General features: G+C 67.6%; 11 protein-coding genes, 3 tRNA genes and 2 pseudogenes. 7 read left to right on the forward strand and 9 right to left on the reverse strand.

From position 1 onward, the window contains the following. Window positions 1–227: 227 nt before the first annotated feature. From RM423_RS16405 to RM423_RS16435, 7 genes and pseudogenes are all read right to left on the reverse strand, one after another. A pseudogene (locus tag RM423_RS16405) lies at window positions 228–451 on the reverse strand (ISL3 family transposase); the annotation flags it as partial. A gap of 121 nt (window positions 452–572) precedes the next feature. Further along, window positions 573–935 carry a hypothetical protein gene (locus RM423_RS16410; RefSeq protein WP_311424126.1) on the reverse strand — a complete coding sequence of 121 codons (363 nt, stop codon included), beginning with the start codon at window positions 933–935 and terminating at the stop codon, window positions 573–575. Further along, on the reverse strand, window positions 932–6946 hold the full coding sequence (locus RM423_RS16415; RefSeq protein ID WP_311424127.1) for an RHS repeat-associated core domain-containing protein: 6015 nt from the start codon (window positions 6944–6946) through the stop codon (window positions 932–934). Before RM423_RS16415 ends, RM423_RS16410 begins: the two co-directional genes overlap by 4 nt. Window positions 6947–7473: 527 nt before the next feature. Beyond that, a tRNA-Ser gene (locus RM423_RS16420) sits at window positions 7474–7560 on the reverse strand. A 16-nt stretch (window positions 7561–7576) separates the two neighbouring features. After that, window positions 7577–8008, reverse strand: coding sequence for a nucleoside deaminase (locus RM423_RS16425; RefSeq protein ID WP_396327753.1), 432 nt, complete (start codon window positions 8006–8008; stop codon window positions 7577–7579). A gap of 35 nt (window positions 8009–8043) precedes the next feature. Continuing rightward, window positions 8044–8544, reverse strand: a complete 501-nt coding sequence (locus RM423_RS16430; RefSeq protein WP_311424129.1) for a tRNA adenosine deaminase-associated protein — start codon at window positions 8542–8544, stop codon at window positions 8044–8046. Then, window positions 8541–9026, reverse strand: coding sequence for a tRNA adenosine deaminase-associated protein (locus RM423_RS16435; protein ID WP_311424130.1), 486 nt, complete (start codon window positions 9024–9026; stop codon window positions 8541–8543). Before RM423_RS16435 ends, RM423_RS16430 begins: the two co-directional genes overlap by 4 nt. Before the next feature lie 251 nt (window positions 9027–9277). Here RM423_RS16435 and RM423_RS16440 point away from each other — a divergent pair, with 251 nt between their 5' ends. The 7 genes from RM423_RS16440 (at window position 9278) to RM423_RS16470 (ending at window position 15609) form a co-directional block, all read left to right on the forward strand. Next, complete coding sequence (locus RM423_RS16440) at window positions 9278–10258, forward strand: prephenate dehydrogenase/arogenate dehydrogenase family protein (protein WP_311424131.1); 981 nt, start codon at window positions 9278–9280, stop codon at window positions 10256–10258. Between the two features lie 60 nt (window positions 10259–10318). Further along, window positions 10319–11269: an asparaginase gene (locus RM423_RS16445; RefSeq protein ID WP_311424132.1), complete on the forward strand. Its 951-nt coding sequence runs from the start codon at window positions 10319–10321 to the stop codon at window positions 11267–11269. 61 nt (window positions 11270–11330) lie between these two features. Continuing rightward, entirely contained in the window at window positions 11331–13835 is a 2505-nt protein-coding gene (locus RM423_RS16450) for an amino acid permease (protein ID WP_311424133.1), read from the forward strand. Window positions 13836–13848: 13 nt separating this feature from the next. Beyond that, entirely contained in the window at window positions 13849–14463 is a 615-nt protein-coding gene (locus RM423_RS16455) for a TetR/AcrR family transcriptional regulator (protein ID WP_311424134.1), read from the forward strand. A gap of 148 nt (window positions 14464–14611) precedes the next feature. Continuing rightward, window positions 14612–14684: transfer RNA gene (locus RM423_RS16460), tRNA-Glu, on the forward strand. 81 nt (window positions 14685–14765) lie between these two features. Continuing rightward, window positions 14766–14839: transfer RNA gene (locus RM423_RS16465), tRNA-Asp, on the forward strand. An 80-nt stretch (window positions 14840–14919) separates the two neighbouring features. Beyond that, window positions 14920–15609 (forward strand): sirohydrochlorin chelatase, encoded by a 690-nt coding sequence (locus RM423_RS16470; RefSeq protein WP_311424135.1) that lies wholly within the window; start codon window positions 14920–14922, stop codon window positions 15607–15609. A gap of 78 nt (window positions 15610–15687) precedes the next feature. Here RM423_RS16470 and RM423_RS25705 read toward each other — a convergent pair. Continuing rightward, a pseudogene (locus RM423_RS25705) lies at window positions 15688–15827 on the reverse strand (AAA family ATPase); the annotation flags it as partial. Window positions 15828–16001: 174 nt separating this feature from the next. Then, window positions 16002–16613: an ABC transporter ATP-binding protein gene (locus RM423_RS16475; protein WP_396327754.1), complete on the reverse strand. Its 612-nt coding sequence runs from the start codon at window positions 16611–16613 to the stop codon at window positions 16002–16004. Window positions 16614–16712 lie beyond the last annotated feature (99 nt).

Raw genomic sequence — 16712 nt, forward strand, 5'->3', positions numbered from 1 at the left:
CAATGGCCGGCTGGAACATTTGCACGGCACCGCCCTGGGCTTTCGCAACCTCACCAACTACATCACCAGATCACTACCCGACACCGGCGGCTTCAGACCCCAACTACACCCTCTTCTGCGATGAGCCCATTTAACTTGCTCAATTCACTAACCTCTACTTCCACGGCCGCCAAGACCATTGATGATAAAAGGTGCTGCCCACGAAGAGTCCATGGCCAAATCCGATCGACCGGCACGTGCGCCAGCCGACGCACAACGGTGTCACGGGCGACGCCCCGCACGCCGCAACGGTCACACCACCACGAACGCTCAACGGGGTCATCGGACTCGACAACCGGCATCGCAGCACCATGTGGTCGGCGGCGACATGCTGACCGGTGACGGTCAGACCCAGCCGGTCGAGCAGGCAAAACGCGTCGAGATCGGGGGCAGTAGAAGTGGGCTCAGCCATGTCGAGGTTTCCGGATCGGGCGTGTCGGAACCTCCATCATCGGAAGACCTCGACCCCTATCCCGCGACCGACGCGCCAAGCCCTACACCATCAACTGGGAAGAGCCACGGATGAGCCACCGTCAGAAATATTCTGAAAGTACGCGCTCACGCTCCGCTTGCCCCAATGGGGTTACTGTGTAGACAACATCATTCAAGCTAAGCGTACCGGAACTCAGTCGTTCAACGAACTGTTCTTTATCCGGGATGGCGAAGTCCAACTCAGAAACTGATCGATCTTTTTCCAAGATCCGGACGTCGAGGTCGACCCCGACGAATTGAAGCCGCCTCGTCCGTGCGAACCATTTGACGAGCCCTCCGCCCCTGAACCACTCGACGGTTCTTATACGAACATAACCGACACATTGCCCTTCCAAACTGAGTCCCACGACCTTGGGCTCTGAATCGGTTGGCGGCGGAATCGCCGCAGAGAGGTTGTCGGTCACCACCACCACCTGCGGTGTTGTACGTGCTGCGTCCGATAGCGAGGAGTATTACTGTCAAAGTTGGACTCCCAACCACGGCGCCCCTTGTAAGACGGTGAGCGCCAGGATCTAGCACCGGACCGTGAGACCCATCTGGTTCCCCCCGACCTGGTCACGGTCCGCGAAGCGCCACGTCCGAGCCAAAGTCTCCTCGCGCCCCAGCTCGTCGCCCTCGTGGCTCTGTAACCGTCCTCCCCTGCCTCTATCGCCCGGTAAAGCCTGTAGGAACGGTACGCCCAGATGGCACCCGTGGCTTCTGGGACGACGAAGGATGCAACGGTCAACGCGATGTCAACCTTGTGGTGCGACGCCCAACGCCATGCTCGGTGGCACCAACGGCAGTTGCCGTCGAGGTCGAATTGGTCTGTGGGGTTGTTGACGTAGATGTAGGGGTTGTCGTTGCCGCCGGGGACGGGGTCGACGGAGAGGAATCGTCCGGTGGTGGGGTTGTAGAGGCGTACGCCCATGAGGGTGAGGCCGGCGAGGTCGTTGGTGGAGCGTTGTTTGGTGCCGAGCCAGCCGTAGGTGTCGGGTGCGGTGGTGACGTCGCGGGGTGCACCGTATTCGGTGGATTCGCTGTAGCTGCTGATCCCGGGAGTGCCGGTGTCATCGGGGCAGGTCGCCACGATGTCACCGTGCATGTTGGCCAGGTCCAGGGTCACTGTCCCGGTTTGGTCGATGGTGCCGGCCAGGCCTCCGGCGATACCGATGAGGTTGCGGGTCCACGCGGTCGCACTGGTGCTGGTCCAGGCGGGTGAGTCACCGCTGTCGGCGTAGTGGTTGGTGGTGGTGGCACCTGCGGTGTCGGTGGTGTCGATGAACCGGGTTTGGCTGGGGTCCAGGGTGAAGCCGAGGGTCCGGCCGCCCTGGCTTTGGGTGGCGACGAGGTCGTTGGTGTAGTAGCCGATGGTGACGTCACCGGTGGTGGTGTGGGTGCCGATTCCGTGGGCGTCGGCCGCGGGAAGGGTGGTGGTCCTGCCCATGGTGTCGTAGGTGTAGCCGGTGTTGGTGAGCCGGTCGGCCTGGTCATATCCGCCGGCCCATGCGGTGGGGGTGGTGGTCGTGGTGCAGTTACCGGTGCTGGGGTTGCTGTTGTCGTCGGGGTAACTGTTCAGCGACGTGCGGTTGGAGTTCTTGTCCACGGTGTAGGTGCGGGTGGTGCAGGCGACCGCACCGGTCGCGGGGTCGGGGACGGTGTCCTGGGTCCGGGTCAGCCGGCCGGCGTTGTCGTAGCCGAACTGCTGCGCCGAGGCGGGGCTGGTCTGAGCCGCGGTGGCACCGTCACTGCCCGGGGTTTGGATGAAACTCAGCCACGTCGCGCCGGACTTGGTGTAGGTGAGTGCGGTGTCACTGCCGGTGTTGTCGTAGCCGGTCGTGGCGGTGAGCCCGTTGGGGTAGGTCACCGTCGCGGCGTTGCCCTCAGGATCGTAGGCGGCGGTGAACACCCCGGGTGCGGTCCCGACGCCGACGTCCTCGGCGGTCACAAGACCTCGGTGCTCGGTGGCCGAGTCATAGGTGTAGGTGGTGCTGCCCTTGCCGTCGTTGGCGGTGGTCACCCTGCCGGCGATGTCGTAGGTGCTGGTCGCGGTGTTGCCGGTGGCGTCGGTGTAGGAGGTGGTCCGGCCGAGGTTGTCATAGCCGGTGGTCAGGGTCTTGCCGCCGGCGCTGACGGTGGTGGGCAGACCGGTGGCGCTGTCATAGGTGGTCGTCACCGCGGGTAGCGCGGTGCCACCGGCGGCGGCCGGGGTAACCGCGATCGTCAACCCTGCGGGGCGCCCGGCGGGGTCATAGCTGGTGGTCGTGGTCCGTATCGTCGTCCCGGCGGTCTCGGTGGCGGTCAGCGGCTGGTCGTAGCGGTTGTAGGTGGTGCTCGTAATGGGTAGCGGGTTGCCCGTGGTCGGTTGCGCAGCCGGGCCGGTGGAGCACAGCAGTCCGGCCAGTGCGGTGGACACGCACGCTCCGGACGCGCCCGGGGCGTAGTAGCTGGTGACGGTGTCACCGGCGCTGCCGCCGGCGGCCGCGCCCGGCAGCCGGGACTCGATGACCTGCCCTGCCTGGTTGTAGCGGCTGATGCGCACCAGGTCCGCGCTCGGGTCAGCACTCGGACCCATCTGGGTGGTCGTGGTGGTGGCCTGGTGCAGCGTCCAACCGGAGGCCTCGTTCGGGTCGGCGGTGTTGACGATGTCATAGCCGGTGCGGGTGATCCGGGCGTCGTAGTCGGTGCCGTCGCTGCCCTGGACGGTGCTGGTGATCGTCGTGGGCAATCGGTATGGGCCACCGGTCGCCGGTGCGCCCTGGTCGTAGTCGGTGTGGGTGTGGGCGCGGGCGTCGAGCAGGGTGCCGTTGACCAGTTGCACCGGATGGATCGGGCCGAAGGTGTCGGTGATCTCGCTGCCGTCGGTGTTGTAGACGTTCTTACTCGCCAGCAGTTCCGCGGCCGCGCTGCCACTCGCTGCCGCAGCGGCCGGGTCGGTGTCAGTCGTGGGGTTCAGCGCCTGCGCGCGGTTGCCGGCGGTGAGAGACCAGATGTCGTTGCCGTGGGAGTCATACCGGGTGGTGTCGATGAGCCACTGCCCGGCACCGTAGGTCGCGGTGTTGACCTCGCGACCGTTGACGTCGGTGAAGCTCAGGCTGGCGTAGGGCCAGTCAGTAGTGGTCGGCGCGCCGGCGGGAACGTGGTCCGGGCCGAACACCGCCGTACCGGTCGTACCGGGAACGGGCAGGTCACTTACCTGGCCCCAAGTCGCGGCGGCCGCAGCGGACAGGTCCACCGGTGCCCCGGCGCCTGAGGTCGGCACGCCGTAGGCCACGGTCGTGATGGCGGTGGAACCGGAGGGGTCTGGCCGCGACGCCGAGACCAGGCGGTGGCTGGTGTCATAGGTCAACGTCCACACTGCCAGTCCGGGCGGGGTGATCGTGGCCAGTCGGCCGGTGCTGTCATAGGTGTAGGCGGTCTTCAGCGCCGGGCTGACCCGGGGGTCCCACGCGTGGGCAAGGCGGCCGTTGGTGTCGTAGTCAAAGGAAGCGACATCGACCGAGCTCATCGCGCTGGCCTGCGGGTCCCAGGCCACGAACGTCGCGTTCTGCAGTCGGGTGACCGTGGAACCACCGACGGTCAGGGTGGTGTAGGCCAGCTTCAGACTGCGGCAACCCGCCGTGGTGTCAGGAGTCGCACAGCTGATCGCTGCCGACGCCACCGGAGCGAGGATCCGGGTGACCCGCCCGGCGGAGTCACGGGTATAGGTCATCGCCGTCTGAGACCCGGGCTCCTTCACCTGGGTGGCAAGCCACGTACCGCCGCTGGGTGCCCAGCTGGTCACCGTGCCATCGGAGTCGGTCAGGGTGATCGCGGTGGCGCTGGTCTTGGTCAGCACCGAGCCGTCGGTGGCGGCATTCCCCACACCGGCGAAGGTGATCGGGTAGCTGGTCACCAGGCTGGTCGCCTCGTAGGTGGCAGTGTCACCGTCGCTGCCGACCACGTCGATGTAACCGTCGGCGGTCTGATCATCCAGAGTGGTGTCGCCCGCACCGGCGTCGGTGCCGGGCATCGACGCCGCCCAGCCCGGCCCGAACACCCCGGTCGCACCGGCCGTTTCGGTCGGAGTCGGCAGGGTGCTGAGGGTGCGGCCGATCGACAGGCTTCCGTTGAAGGTGGGGACGTTGACGTCGGTCGCCGAGACCTGGAAGTCACCGGTCGTCAGGGACACGGTGCCCGGGCCGACACCGGCCGTGGCGTGGGAGTCACCGAAGGTGTTCGCCGCCAGGGTGATGCCGGCCGGGTCGGCCGGGCACACCGGCGCCGGGTCGGTGGCGCTGGTGTAGAGGCACGCGCGGACCTGGACCAGCCCGTCCGTTCCTCCCACCGTGCTGGCCAGATTCCAGGTGTAAGCGGCGCCGATGGCGCTCACCGGCCATGCTGCGGGCGCGTTGGTCGTGCCCGAAACCGAGACGTCGCCGGTCGGGATACTCACCCACGTGGCGGTGGTGCCACGCCGCCACTGGTAGGCCGCGTACGGGTAGGACGCCGGTCCGGCAGCCGACAGGGTCACATACCGCTGGGTGCGGTCCTCATCGACCGGGCTGGTCAACCCGCCACCGAAGCGATAGATCGTCGGGGCCGAGACATTGCCTGCGGTGTCCTGGGCGAGAACCGACAACGTGTGCAAGGCGTCCCGGGCGACGTTCGGGATGGTCGCGTTCGGGCCACTGACCCACGCCGAATAGTTACCGGCGTCGAACTTGTAAGCGAACTTGATCGTGTCAGTGCTGGCACCGGTCATCGTGAAGCCGAAATCCGAGCTAGTTACCAGTTGCCCCGCCGGCTGCGTGGAGGAGCTGACCGAGGGCGCGCCCGGGGCGGTCGCGTCGATCGTGAACGCCACCGGTGCGCTGGTCGGGCCGACGTCGGTGCCGTCGAATGCCCAGGCAGTGTAGGTGTAAGCACCATCGGGTAGCGGGCTGCCCGCGGGAACCTGCCACGACATGGAGCCGTTACCGGCCGCGGTGGAGTGCCCGGTCAGGATGGTCGAGGACGCATCCGAGGCAGGGTGCACCGCGAAGTAGTGCGCGATCTGACCGCCGTCAGCGTCGGTGGCGTAGGAGGAGAACGTCGGCCGGCCGGTCTTGACGTACCGGGTAGCGCTGGCGGCGCAGGAGCCCGCACACGGCGACACCGACAGCTGCGACAGCGTGGAGGGATAGGAGTTGTAGGTCACCGAGATGGTGACCGCGCCGAACTGCTTGAAGTAGGCCTGCGTGGACTCAGCGGTGGCCGCGACCTTGATCCCGAGATAGTTCGCACCGTTGCCGTTGGCGACCGCGTGCTGGCCCCAGGCGGTGATGTCACCGCTCACCGTCGCCGACGGGCAACCTGTCCCACCACCGGCGTTGGAAGTGATGGTGGCGTAACGGGTGCCGAACGCCGGCTGGTTGTTCCAGTTCGTCGAGGACGTGAACGCCCCCGTGCTCCACACCTCGAACGGCCGGGCGACGCAGTCAGCCGCCGCCCCCGTCTCGTTGAAACGGACCGTGGCCGAGGTGATGTCCTTACCCACCAGGTTGGAAGTATTGAACGCGAACAGACTCCGGCTGACATGCGTGCCTGCAGCGTCATACGCCCCAGCACGAGCACTCGAGCTGGTGTTGTAATACACCGTCGTCGGGGCCGCGGCGTCCACGAACGCCCACGCCGACTTCGTCCACGACGCCGACGGGTCGATCGTCACCGGATACACCGTCGAAGCCGCATTGAGGAACGCCGTCGGAACCGTCACCACCAGGCTCTGAGCGCCCGTCGTACCCGAGAGGGCTAGTCCCAGCGCTACCGAGTGCAGCGGCATGCCGGTCACCGGATCGGTGGCAGCGTCATAGGCCTGGGCACCGGAACTGGTCACCACCACCTTGCCCCCCGCTGTCGCACCGGTCAGCACCCCACCGGCGCTCAACGCCCACGTCAACCCGATGCCCTTCAACGGCAGGCTGATCGACGCGGGCAGCGCACTCACCGGCTTCGCCTTCACCACCAGCGACAGCTCGAACCCGGTCGCGGTAGCCGTAGCAGTCAGGTCCGTCCCGGTAAGCACATTCGGATACGTCGCGGTGTCACCCGCCAGCACCGGCGCCGGCAACGCCGTCAACCAGTCAAAACCCGTAACGCCCGCCGCGGAGACCAGCCGTGCGGCCGACCTCGACCCAGCACCCGCGAACGACGCCCCCGCGGCCGACAGAGCCGGCTTCACAGATCCGTCCGGCTGCGCGGCAAGCATCTCATCCAACGGGCGCCAAACCCCGTCGGCGTCCTTGGCCTGTACCGGCTGCGAGGACTCATCCGTACTCAACGTGCCATCCGGGTTCACCCACGTCGAGGACACCTCACTCGACAACCCCGTCACCAGAACCCGACGCCCCGACACCCGCGCGGCAAGCTGCGCCGACACCACATCAGGACGCGACGCATCCGCCTGAGACGTCACGGGCGCCTCCGTCACCGGCGTCACAGCGCCCGCCGGAGCCACAGCCGTCATGCAACCGGCCACCACCCCTGCCACTGACACCGCTGCCGTGACCGAACGAAACAGAACATGCCGCATGAAGGACTCCCACCATTCAGCAGAGACCCTCAGCGCACTCTAACGGCACACCCACAAAGCTCTGATCCGTGTTAGTGCGAGGAACGTAGCAGGTTTACGTACCGGCCGGAAGGTATTTTGCGTCTGCCGCCTCCGCGAGATGCGCAGACGGAGCCGCCGGGTCACTATCCACATTTCGCGATGGGTGGAGAGGGTAGGAACAAAACTTTCATAACGGGCAGGCTCCTCCCAATCCAGGGCTTTGCTCCCTCTCGACGTCCGCACGTCAGCCGTGGCCTACCGAGCAGTCACCGACCAGCCCAAACAGCTCCGACCGAGCGAACGGAGAGGACAGGGTGACCCGACTGACCCAACGAAGGAGGGCCTCCTCCACGCCGTCCGACGTACCGGGGGTGTGAAAGAGGCCCAATTGGCGGTGGCGGTGGGATTTGAACCCACGGAGGTTTACCCTCACACGATTTCGAGTCGTGCTCCTTCGGCCGCTCGGACACGCCACCGCCGAAGACAATACCGTCAGCGCCGGCCGGCGAAGAACTCGGTCAGCACCTGGGCGCACTCAGCCTCGCGGACACCGCCGACCACCTCGGGCCGGTGGTTCAGCCGGCGGTCGCGGACCACGTCCCACAGCGAGCCGACAGCGCCGGCCTTCGGGTCCCACGCGCCGAACACCACCCTGGCCACCCGGGCCAACACCAGCGCCCCGGCGCACATGGTGCACGGCTCCAGCGTCACCACCAGGGTGCAGCCGGTGAGCTGCCAGTCGCCCAGCACCTCGCCGGCCCGCCGCAGCGCCACCACCTCGGCATGACCGGTCGGGTCGAAGGAGGTCTCACGCACGTTGCGGCCGGTGGACACCACGTCCCCCGCGGCCGACAGCACCACGGCGCCCACCGGGATCTCGCCAGCGGCGCCGGCCACGAAGGCTTCGGACAGGGCCAGTCCCATCGCGCCGGACAGCTCGGCCGCAACGATGCCGGCACTCACCCGCGCAGGGCCTCGAACTGTGCGAGGCAGTCCAGCCGGTCGCACACCGCCTCGATCAGATCGCCGGGCAGCGTCGCCTCACGGGTGGCAAGCTCGACGAGTTCCGGCGCCGGGATGCCCAGATCGCTCAGCAGCTCGGCGTCTCCGAAGGGGGCCACGTCGTGCACGGTGCGGGGCGCGTCCTCGTCGCCGTCCAGCGGGTCGCCGCCGATCTCAGTAAGGCCGTCGGCGAACAGCTGCGCCAGCGGGTAGTCGTCCGCGGCGTGCCCGTTGGACAGGAACACCTGCATCGGCTCGTCGACCTCATCCTCGGCAACATCGAGGCGAGCGATCACCGCATACTCATCGTCCTGCTCCATCGCGAGGAGCCGGATCGGCCCGTCGAAGTCGCGCAGCAGTTCAACGACGTCGTCGACGGTCTCGCAACCCTCGAGATCGAGCTCTTCCAGCACCCATTCACCAGCACAGCCCACCAGAGCGATCGCGAAGTGACTCAACGCGCCACCCGGCCCGCAGGGCGGGCGCGGCGGAATTGATCCTCCAGCCCGATCCGGTCGATCACGGTGTCCAGCGTCTCGTCCGGATAGGCATCCGAGTCTTCCAGAATCGATTCCATCTCGTCCTCGCCCAGCTCGAGGTCGCCGAACAGGTCCATCTCACCTATCGGCCACACCTCGTCCAGTTCATCATCCTCCGGCGGGTCCTCACCCAGCCGTTCCAGCACCTGGGCCGCCAGCGGAAACTCCACCGACGCGGTCAGGTCGGAGAGCAGCAGATCGATGCGAGGCCCGTGCATCCGGGCGATCAGAAAGAACTCGTCCTCCACGCTGGCCACCACGAACGGGCCGCCCTCGGCCGGCTGACCGCGCAGCGCTGACAGCAGCACCCCGAGGTCGTCCAGCACGGCGGACGGCAGCGCGTCACAGCGCCATTCGCCACCATCGCGGTAAGCGGCGACCGCGTAGCTGCTCTGCGCCATGACCCAGTACCTCCGCGTGTTACGTGAACGGTATGTCGAGTCGATGTGGCCTCGTGAGTGTCGATCCTGGCATGAATCGGGTGCGTAACAAAGTTCTCGCCCGGACAGAGTCCGATCCGCCACCGGCATGGGTTGCCCAGCTCACGTTGCCGGCCGCCTGAGGCTCTATCGAGTGTCATCACGGCATCGGAAAGGTCACGCTCCGCTACCGGCCGTAAGTGATCCGCGGTCCGTCGCTATACGTTCATTCCGTGCCTCAATCGTTTGATCGGATCGCCGTCCTCGGCCTCGGGCTGATCGGTGGTTCCGTGCTGCAAGCCCTGAGCCTGGGCGGCTATCAGGTGTCCGGTTATGACCCCGCCCCAGCCGAGTCCGGTGCGGCGCGAGGGGCCGGGTACGAAGTCGCCACCACCCCGGTCGAGGCGGTCACCGGCGCCGACCTGGTCGTCCTGGCGATGCCGCTGCCGCGCCTGGACGAGGCACTGCTCTCGATCGCCGGCGCGGTGGCCCCGGGAACAGTGGTCACCGACGTCGGAACGCTGAAGGTCCCCGTTCTGCGGGCAGTGGTGGCCCGGCTGCCCCAGGCACGCTTCGTCGGCGGCCACCCGTTGGCCGGCACCGAGCAGTCCGGCTTCCTGGCCTCGGACCCGATGCTCTTCCGGGACGCTCCCTGGGCGCTGAGCCTCGAGGACGACACCGACCTCGACGCCTGGCTGTCGCTGGCCGTGCTGCTCTGTGACCTCGGGGCCAAGCCGGTGCCGACCACCGCCGACGAGCAGGACACCGCCATCGCCCGTGTCATCGGCCTGCCACACGTCCTCGCCGAGGCGCTCGCCCTGACCGGCCTGCACGGCGGCGAGCTGGGCCTGTCGCTGGCGGCCGGCTCGTACACCTCCGGCAGCCGGGTCGCCCGTACCCGGCCAGAACTGGTCGCGACCTGGTGCGACGGCAACCCCGCGCTGGTCGCGGCGCTGGACGACGCGATCGGCTGGCTGCAGTCCAGCCGGGACTCACTGGCCCGCGGCGAGTCGGTGCTGCCGCTGGCCCGAGCCGGCCACCGGGCCCGGATCGACTGGGAGCAGCGCGAGTTCGGCCCGGTCGACCTGCCGGCCGATCCCGAGGTCCTGCGCCAGCACGGCCGCGACGGCGGCTGGGTCACCGCGGTGATCGAGAAGGACGGCCCGGACGTCGGCGGCCTCCGGTTGCTCGGAATGTGCCCGCTGACCGACTGAGCTGACACCCCAGCGGGGGTCGCGGACCGGCGGCGGAAGCGCTCAGACACAATCGGGCACGTGATCCGACTTTCCGCTGGCGTGCCCCTGGTCGAGCTAGAGCGCAGTGGCGTCGTCGAGTCCGTGCATACCGGCCACCTCATCGTGCTGGACGCCGAGGGTGCGGTGCGGTTCTCGGCCGGCAAGCCGGAGCAGCCGGTGTTCGCCCGCTCGTCGCTGAAGCCGTTGCAGGCCGTCGGCATGCTTCGCTCGGGCCTGACGCTGGCGCCGCCGGAACTGGCGCTGGGCACAGCATCCCACTCCGGCTCGGTGCTGCACCGTGAGCTGATCGCCGCCGAGCTCGCCGGGGCGGGGCTCACCGAGTCCGACCTGGACTGTCCGCCGGACCTGCCCATCGGTCCGGCGGAGCTGCGCGAGTATCTGCGCGCTGACCTGGCCGAGTCCCGGCTGGCCATGAACTGCTCCGGCAAGCACACCGCGATGCTGCTGGCGTGCCTGGTGAATGACTGGCCGCTGTCCGGGTACCTGGACCCGGCGCACCCGCTGCAGCGACTGCTCGCCGGGACGGTGGCCGACCTCGCCGCAGAGCCGGTGCTGACCACCGGCGTGGACGGCTGCGGAGCGCCGCTGTTCGCGATCAGCCTGACCGGCGTCGCGCGGGCGTTCGCGCGGATCGCCACCGCGGCGGGACCGGAGCGCCAAGTCGCCGAGGCTATGCGCGCGTACCCCGAACTGGTCGCCGGCGAGGGCCGTGCCGCCACCACCCTGATGCGCACCATCCCGGGCCTGATCGCCAAGGACGGAGCCGAGGGCGTGTTTGCCGCGGCGCTGCCCGACGGCGGCGCGGTGGCCGTCAAGATCGACGACGGAGCCGGCCGGGCGGCCGACCTGGCCGTGGTGATGGGCCTGCGCCACCTCGGCGTGGCCGGGCCCCAACTGGCAAAGCTGGCAACGCTTCCGGTGCTCGGCGGTGGCCGTCCGGTCGGCCGGATCGGTCCGGTCACCGGCTGACAGCCGTGCCGGAACCGAGCCATGTCCACACTGCTTCCGCAGACGTCGTAGCCTGTCCGCCATGACCTCTGTCCAGCCCACCAGAACGGAGCAGGCCGCGGCTCCCGCGATAGCCGCGTCCGTCGCCGTTCCTGAACGTCTCAGCTACCGGGTCAAACGGGTGCTGCTGGGACCGCCCCTGGTGAGCTCTCAGCTGCACGAAGAGAAGCTGTCCAAGAAGATCGCGCTGGGCGTCCTGTCCTCGGACTGCATCTCGTCCTCGGCGTACGGCACCGAAGAGATGCTCATCATCCTACTGGGCGTCTTCGGCCTTGCCGGTTTCCACATCCTCGCGCCGATGACCGCCGTCATCCTCGTCATCCTCGTCCTGATGACGCTCTCGTACCGCGAGGTCGTCATGGTCTACACCCGGGCAGGCGGCAGCTACGTCGTCTGCAGGGAGAACTTCGGGTACAAGACCGCACAGATAGCCGCGGTCGCCCTGCTCATCGACTACATCGTGACGGTGGCGGTGCAGGTCGCCGCCGCGGTCGCCGCGATCACCTCGGCCATCAGCTCGCTGGAGGAGTACAAGGTCGAGATCGCGGTGGCGATCATCCTGCTGCTCGCCTTCGGCAACCTGCGCGGCATCCGCGAGGCCGGCCAGGCGTTCGCCTTTCCCACGTACTTCTTCTTCGCCTCGACCACGGTGGTGATCGTGATCGGCGTGATCCGCGAACTGCTGGGTGACCTGCCCAAATACGCCATCGACCGGCCCGGCCAAATGGCGGTCACCGATCAGCATCATTCGATCCTGTCCGGTATCGCGGTGTTCTACCTGCTCAAGGCGTTCGCCAACGGTGGCTCCTCCCTGACCGGATTGGAGGCGATCTCGGACGGCGTCAGCGCCTTCAAGACGCCGCCCGGCCCCAATGCCCGCAAGACCCTGGGCCTGATGTCGGGAATGCTGGCCTTTCTGGTGGTCGGCGTCGGCTACCTCTCGATGGAGACGCACGCCGCCCCGTACACCGGCGGGACGCCGACCGTCATCTCCCAGGTGGCCAAGGCCACGCTGGGAACAAGTCTCTTCGGCCATCTCGGCTACACCATCTTCACCATCGCCACTGCGTTGATCCTGATCACCGGCGCGAACACCCCCTTCACCGGCTTTCCGTTCCTTGCCAACTTCGTCGCCGAGGACTCGTTCCTGCCCCGTCAACTGACCCGGCGAGGGCACCGGCTGGCCTTCAGCAACGGCATCTTCATTCTCACCGGTTTCTCGATCGTGCTGCTGATCGTCGGCCGGGCCAAGGTCGACGCGCTGGTGCCGTTCTACTCCCTGGGCGTCTTCACCGGCTTCACCCTGGCCGGCTTCGGGATGGCCAAGTACCACACCATCCACAAGCAGCAGGGCTGGAAGAAGAAGTGGTGGATCAACGCCTCCGGCGGCGCCCTGTCGCTGACGATCGTCGTGATCACCGCCGTCGTGAAGTTCACCGAGGGTGCCTGGGTGGTGCTGGTGCTGGGACCGCTCCTGTGGTGGGTGCTGATGCGGCTCAACAGCCAGTACCGAGCCGAGGCCAGGTCACTGGACCTGGTGACGGCCGCCATCGGCAAGGGCGGCGCCGGTGCACCGAACTACGCCCGCCACGTCGTCCTGGTCCTGGTGGACCGACTGGACCTGGCCGTCGTGCGTGGCTTGCGCTATGCCGGCAGCCTGCGGCCGACCGAGCTGCGGGCAGTGCATGTGGTGCTCGACGCCGAGCGGGCCGATGAGTTGCAGCGATCCTGGATCGAGCGTGGTCTCGGGGACCGGGTGCCGCTGGAACTGGCCGAGTGCCCGGACCGCCGACTGATCCGGGCAGTGGCCGAGATCTCGCTCGGTGCCGTGGTCGGCGAGCGGGCCGAGGTGACCGTGCTGCTGCCACGCCGGACGTTCAAGCGCGTGTCCCAGCGAATCCTGCACGACCGTACCGCTGACCGCATCGCCGCGGCGATGGCCAAGATCCCGCACGTCTCGGCCACCATCGTGCCCTTCGATACGACCCTGGACGCTGCTCAGGAACAGGAACTGGAGCGGCAGCGGGCGAAGGCGAAGGAGCGGGCCGCACTGGTGGACGAGCAGGTCGCCTTCGACGACGGCGCTCCGAAGTCGGCATTGGCGACCGACCCGGACGTTCCGTCCGAGCCCGACGACAACGGTGTGTTCCCGATCGCGTCGGTGAAGTGGAAGCAGCGGGTCACCATCGAGGGCCGGATCAAGATCGTCCAGGTCGGAACCACTGCCGGAAAGTCCCTGGAGGCACAGGTTTTCGACGCCTCCGGCGGCATGCGGCTGCTGTTCTTCGGCCGTACCCGGATCCCCGGCATCGAGCCGGGCTCGATCGTCCGGGTGACCGGCACCGTGGGTGAGTACAAGGGCCACCTCGCACTGGCCAACCCCCGATACGAGCTGCTGCCTGCCGACGCGATAAAGCCGGACGGGCGAAAGCCGGACGGCAAGAAGCCCGATCTCAAGAAGCCCGATCTAAAGAAGCCCGATCTCAGGAACGCGGACGCCACGAAGCCCGAACTGAAGAAGCCGTGACGGCGAGCGGCCGATGACCGAACCGACAGCCACGGCGCCCAAGCCGCCGCGGATGCGCGGTAACCGTCCCGCCTACACGACCGAGACGCTGCTCGAGGTGGCGGTGACCGTCTTCACCGAGCGCGGGTATGACCGCACCTCCATGGCGGACCTGGCCACCGCGGCCGGGCTCAGCAAGTCTTCGATCTACCATCACGTGCAGGGCAAGGAAGAATTGCTGACGCTCGCGCTGGACCGCGCGCTGGACGCTCTGTTCGCCGTCCTGGCGCAGCCGCAGGCGACCACCGGCCCCGCCGTGGACCGGTTGACGCAGGTGGTGCGCGGCACCGTCAACGCCCTGATCGACGAGCTGCCCTACGTCACACTGCTGCTCCGAGTCCGCGGCAACAGCCCCACCGAGCTGGCGGCGCTCACCCGCAGGCGCCGGTTCGACCAGCTCGTCGCGATCCTGGTGCACGATGCCCAGCAGCAGGGCGACGTGGCAGCCGAGGTGGACGCCGCGACGGCGACCCGGCTGATCTTCGGCATGATCAACTCCCTCACCGAGTGGTACCGGCCCGGCCGGCAGGAGCTGCTGGACCTACCTGAAACCGTCGTGCGGCTGGTCCGGTCGGGATTGGCTCCCTGAGCTGACTTCCGCTGTGGTCAGGTCGGACTGACGCTGACCGGCCGACCGTTTTGGTCCCGCGCACGGCCGTCCCCTATGCTTAGCGAGCCTTCTGACGGGGGCTAAGATGGTGCGGTTGTCGAAAGCAAGCCCCTATCGTCGAAAGCAAGCCCCTATCGTCTAGTGGCCTAGGACGCCGCCCTTTCACGGCGGTAGCACGGGTTCGAATCCCGTTGGGGGTACGCACGAAGCACGGCCCGAGTGTTCGGCGGATCGTGGACGTAGTAAGGTTTCCACGTTGCTTCGGACAGAGGCGACAACGAGGCCCCGTAGCGCAGTTGGTTAGCGCGCCGCCCTGTCACGGCGGAGGTCGCGGGTTCGAGTCCCGTCGGGGTCGCACATGATCCGGTTTCCTGTGTGGGAGCCGGATTTTTGCGTGTGTGTGGCCAGTGCTCCGCCGGCCGGTAACGTGAAGTCATGAGTGACGCCGGTGCCCCGATCCTGCTCGCGGTGGCGCACGGCACCAAGGATCCCAACGGCGTCGCCGAGGTCCGCCGGCTCACCAATATCGTCCGGACGAAGCGGCCCGGCCTGCGGGTGGAGCTGGCGTGGCTGGAGCGCTCGGAACCGCTGCTCGCTGACGTCCTGCCCACCCTCGACGGCCCGGTCGCGGTCGTTCCGCTGCTGCTGTCGACCGGCTTCCACGTGAAGGTGGACATCACCCGGGCGGTGGGCAAGCGCCCGAACGCGGCCATCGCCGCACAGCTGGGACCGGACAAGCGGATCACCAAGGTCGTGTACGAGCGGCTGCTCGCGGTGCGCGGCACCAGCCTGGAGGACGTGGTGCTGTTCGCGTCGGGGTCCTCCGACCCGGAAGCTGCCGAGCAACTGGACACCGCGGCGAACCAGCTAGCGCGGGCACTGCATGTGAAGGTGTACCCGCGGTTCCTCACCAATCGCGATCCGGCGGTGGGGCTGCCGATGGGCTGCCATGTCGCCAACTACCTGCTGGCGCCAGGGTTCTTCAACGACCGCCTTCGCAGCTACGCCGAGGACGAGCTGATGTCGGCTGCCGTGGCAGATCCCATCGGCGCGCATCCGCTGGTGGCCGAGGTTGTGCTGGACCGCTACGACGCCGCCCTCCGTGAACTGGCGGCCGCCGGCTGAACCCGACGGCCGCGCCGGGTTGGGTTGAGCTGGGCTCGCTTATGGCTGTCAGCGATATGTGGCGCGATTTTGTTGGCGTTATGTGGCGCCGAGAACCAGAGTGGTGCCGGCGGCTTCGACGACGTCGCGGTGATGACGGACAGCTCATTGATGGTGAGGATGCGGGCGATCCGGGCGAACAGTCGCTGGATGAGTCGGAAGTTGCCGTTGGTACAGCGTGCCGTATGACCCCCTCCTTACGGATTCTATTTCGGACGGGTCTAGCGGGATGCGTTATTTGACGTTGGCGTTGACCGGGCGCTCGGCGATGGTTCGTCCCGGTAGATGGGGGGTCGATAATCGGCCAGCGCACACTGGTCAGCTTTCCCGCCCGCTGTGGTGATAGGGCAGCTTCAGAGTTGGGTGTCGGTCACTATCTGTCCGTCGATCAGGCTCAGGTGCCGGTGGGCGTTCTCGGCGATGGCTTGGCCATGGGTGGCCAGTAGGACGGTCATGCCGTGCTGTTGCTGCATGGTCTGGATCAGGTCGAGGATTTCGGCTCCGGTGTGTGTGTCGAGGTTGCCGGTGAGTTCGTCGGCCAGCAGCAACCGCGGCGCGTTGATCAGTGCCCGGGCGATCGCGATCCGTTGCTGCTGCCCGCCGGACAGTTGCGAAGGTAACGCTCGGTGCCGTCCGGCGAGTCCGACGGCGTCGAGCAGTTCGGCCGCCCGGGCCGGCGCGTCGAAGCTGGTGCGGATCGGTAGCACCGGGGCCAGCACGTTGTCCAGCGCGGTCAACGCGGGGAGCAGGTTGTAGCGCTGGAACACGAAGCCGACACTGCGCCGGTAGGCCGGCAGTCGTTTGCGGGGCAGGTCGGTGATGAGCTCGCCGTCGACCTCGATGTCACCGCTGTCGGCGGATTCGATCGCCCCGATCAGGTGCAGCAGCGTCGACTTGCCCGACCCCGAGGGGCCGGTCAGCGCGACGAACGAGCCCGCATCGATGTGCAGGTCCACCCGGCCCACCGCGGTCAGCGCGGTGTCGACACCGCCGCGGAAGGTCTTGACCAAACTTCGGGTGCTGACCGCCGCTCCGGTGATGGAGCCGCTACCGGAATAGGTGTC

Origin of the sequence: Jatrophihabitans lederbergiae, from assembly GCF_031845305.1 — a bacterium.
GTDB classification, from domain to species: Bacteria; Actinomycetota; Actinomycetes; order Mycobacteriales; family Jatrophihabitantaceae; genus Jatrophihabitans_A; species Jatrophihabitans_A lederbergiae.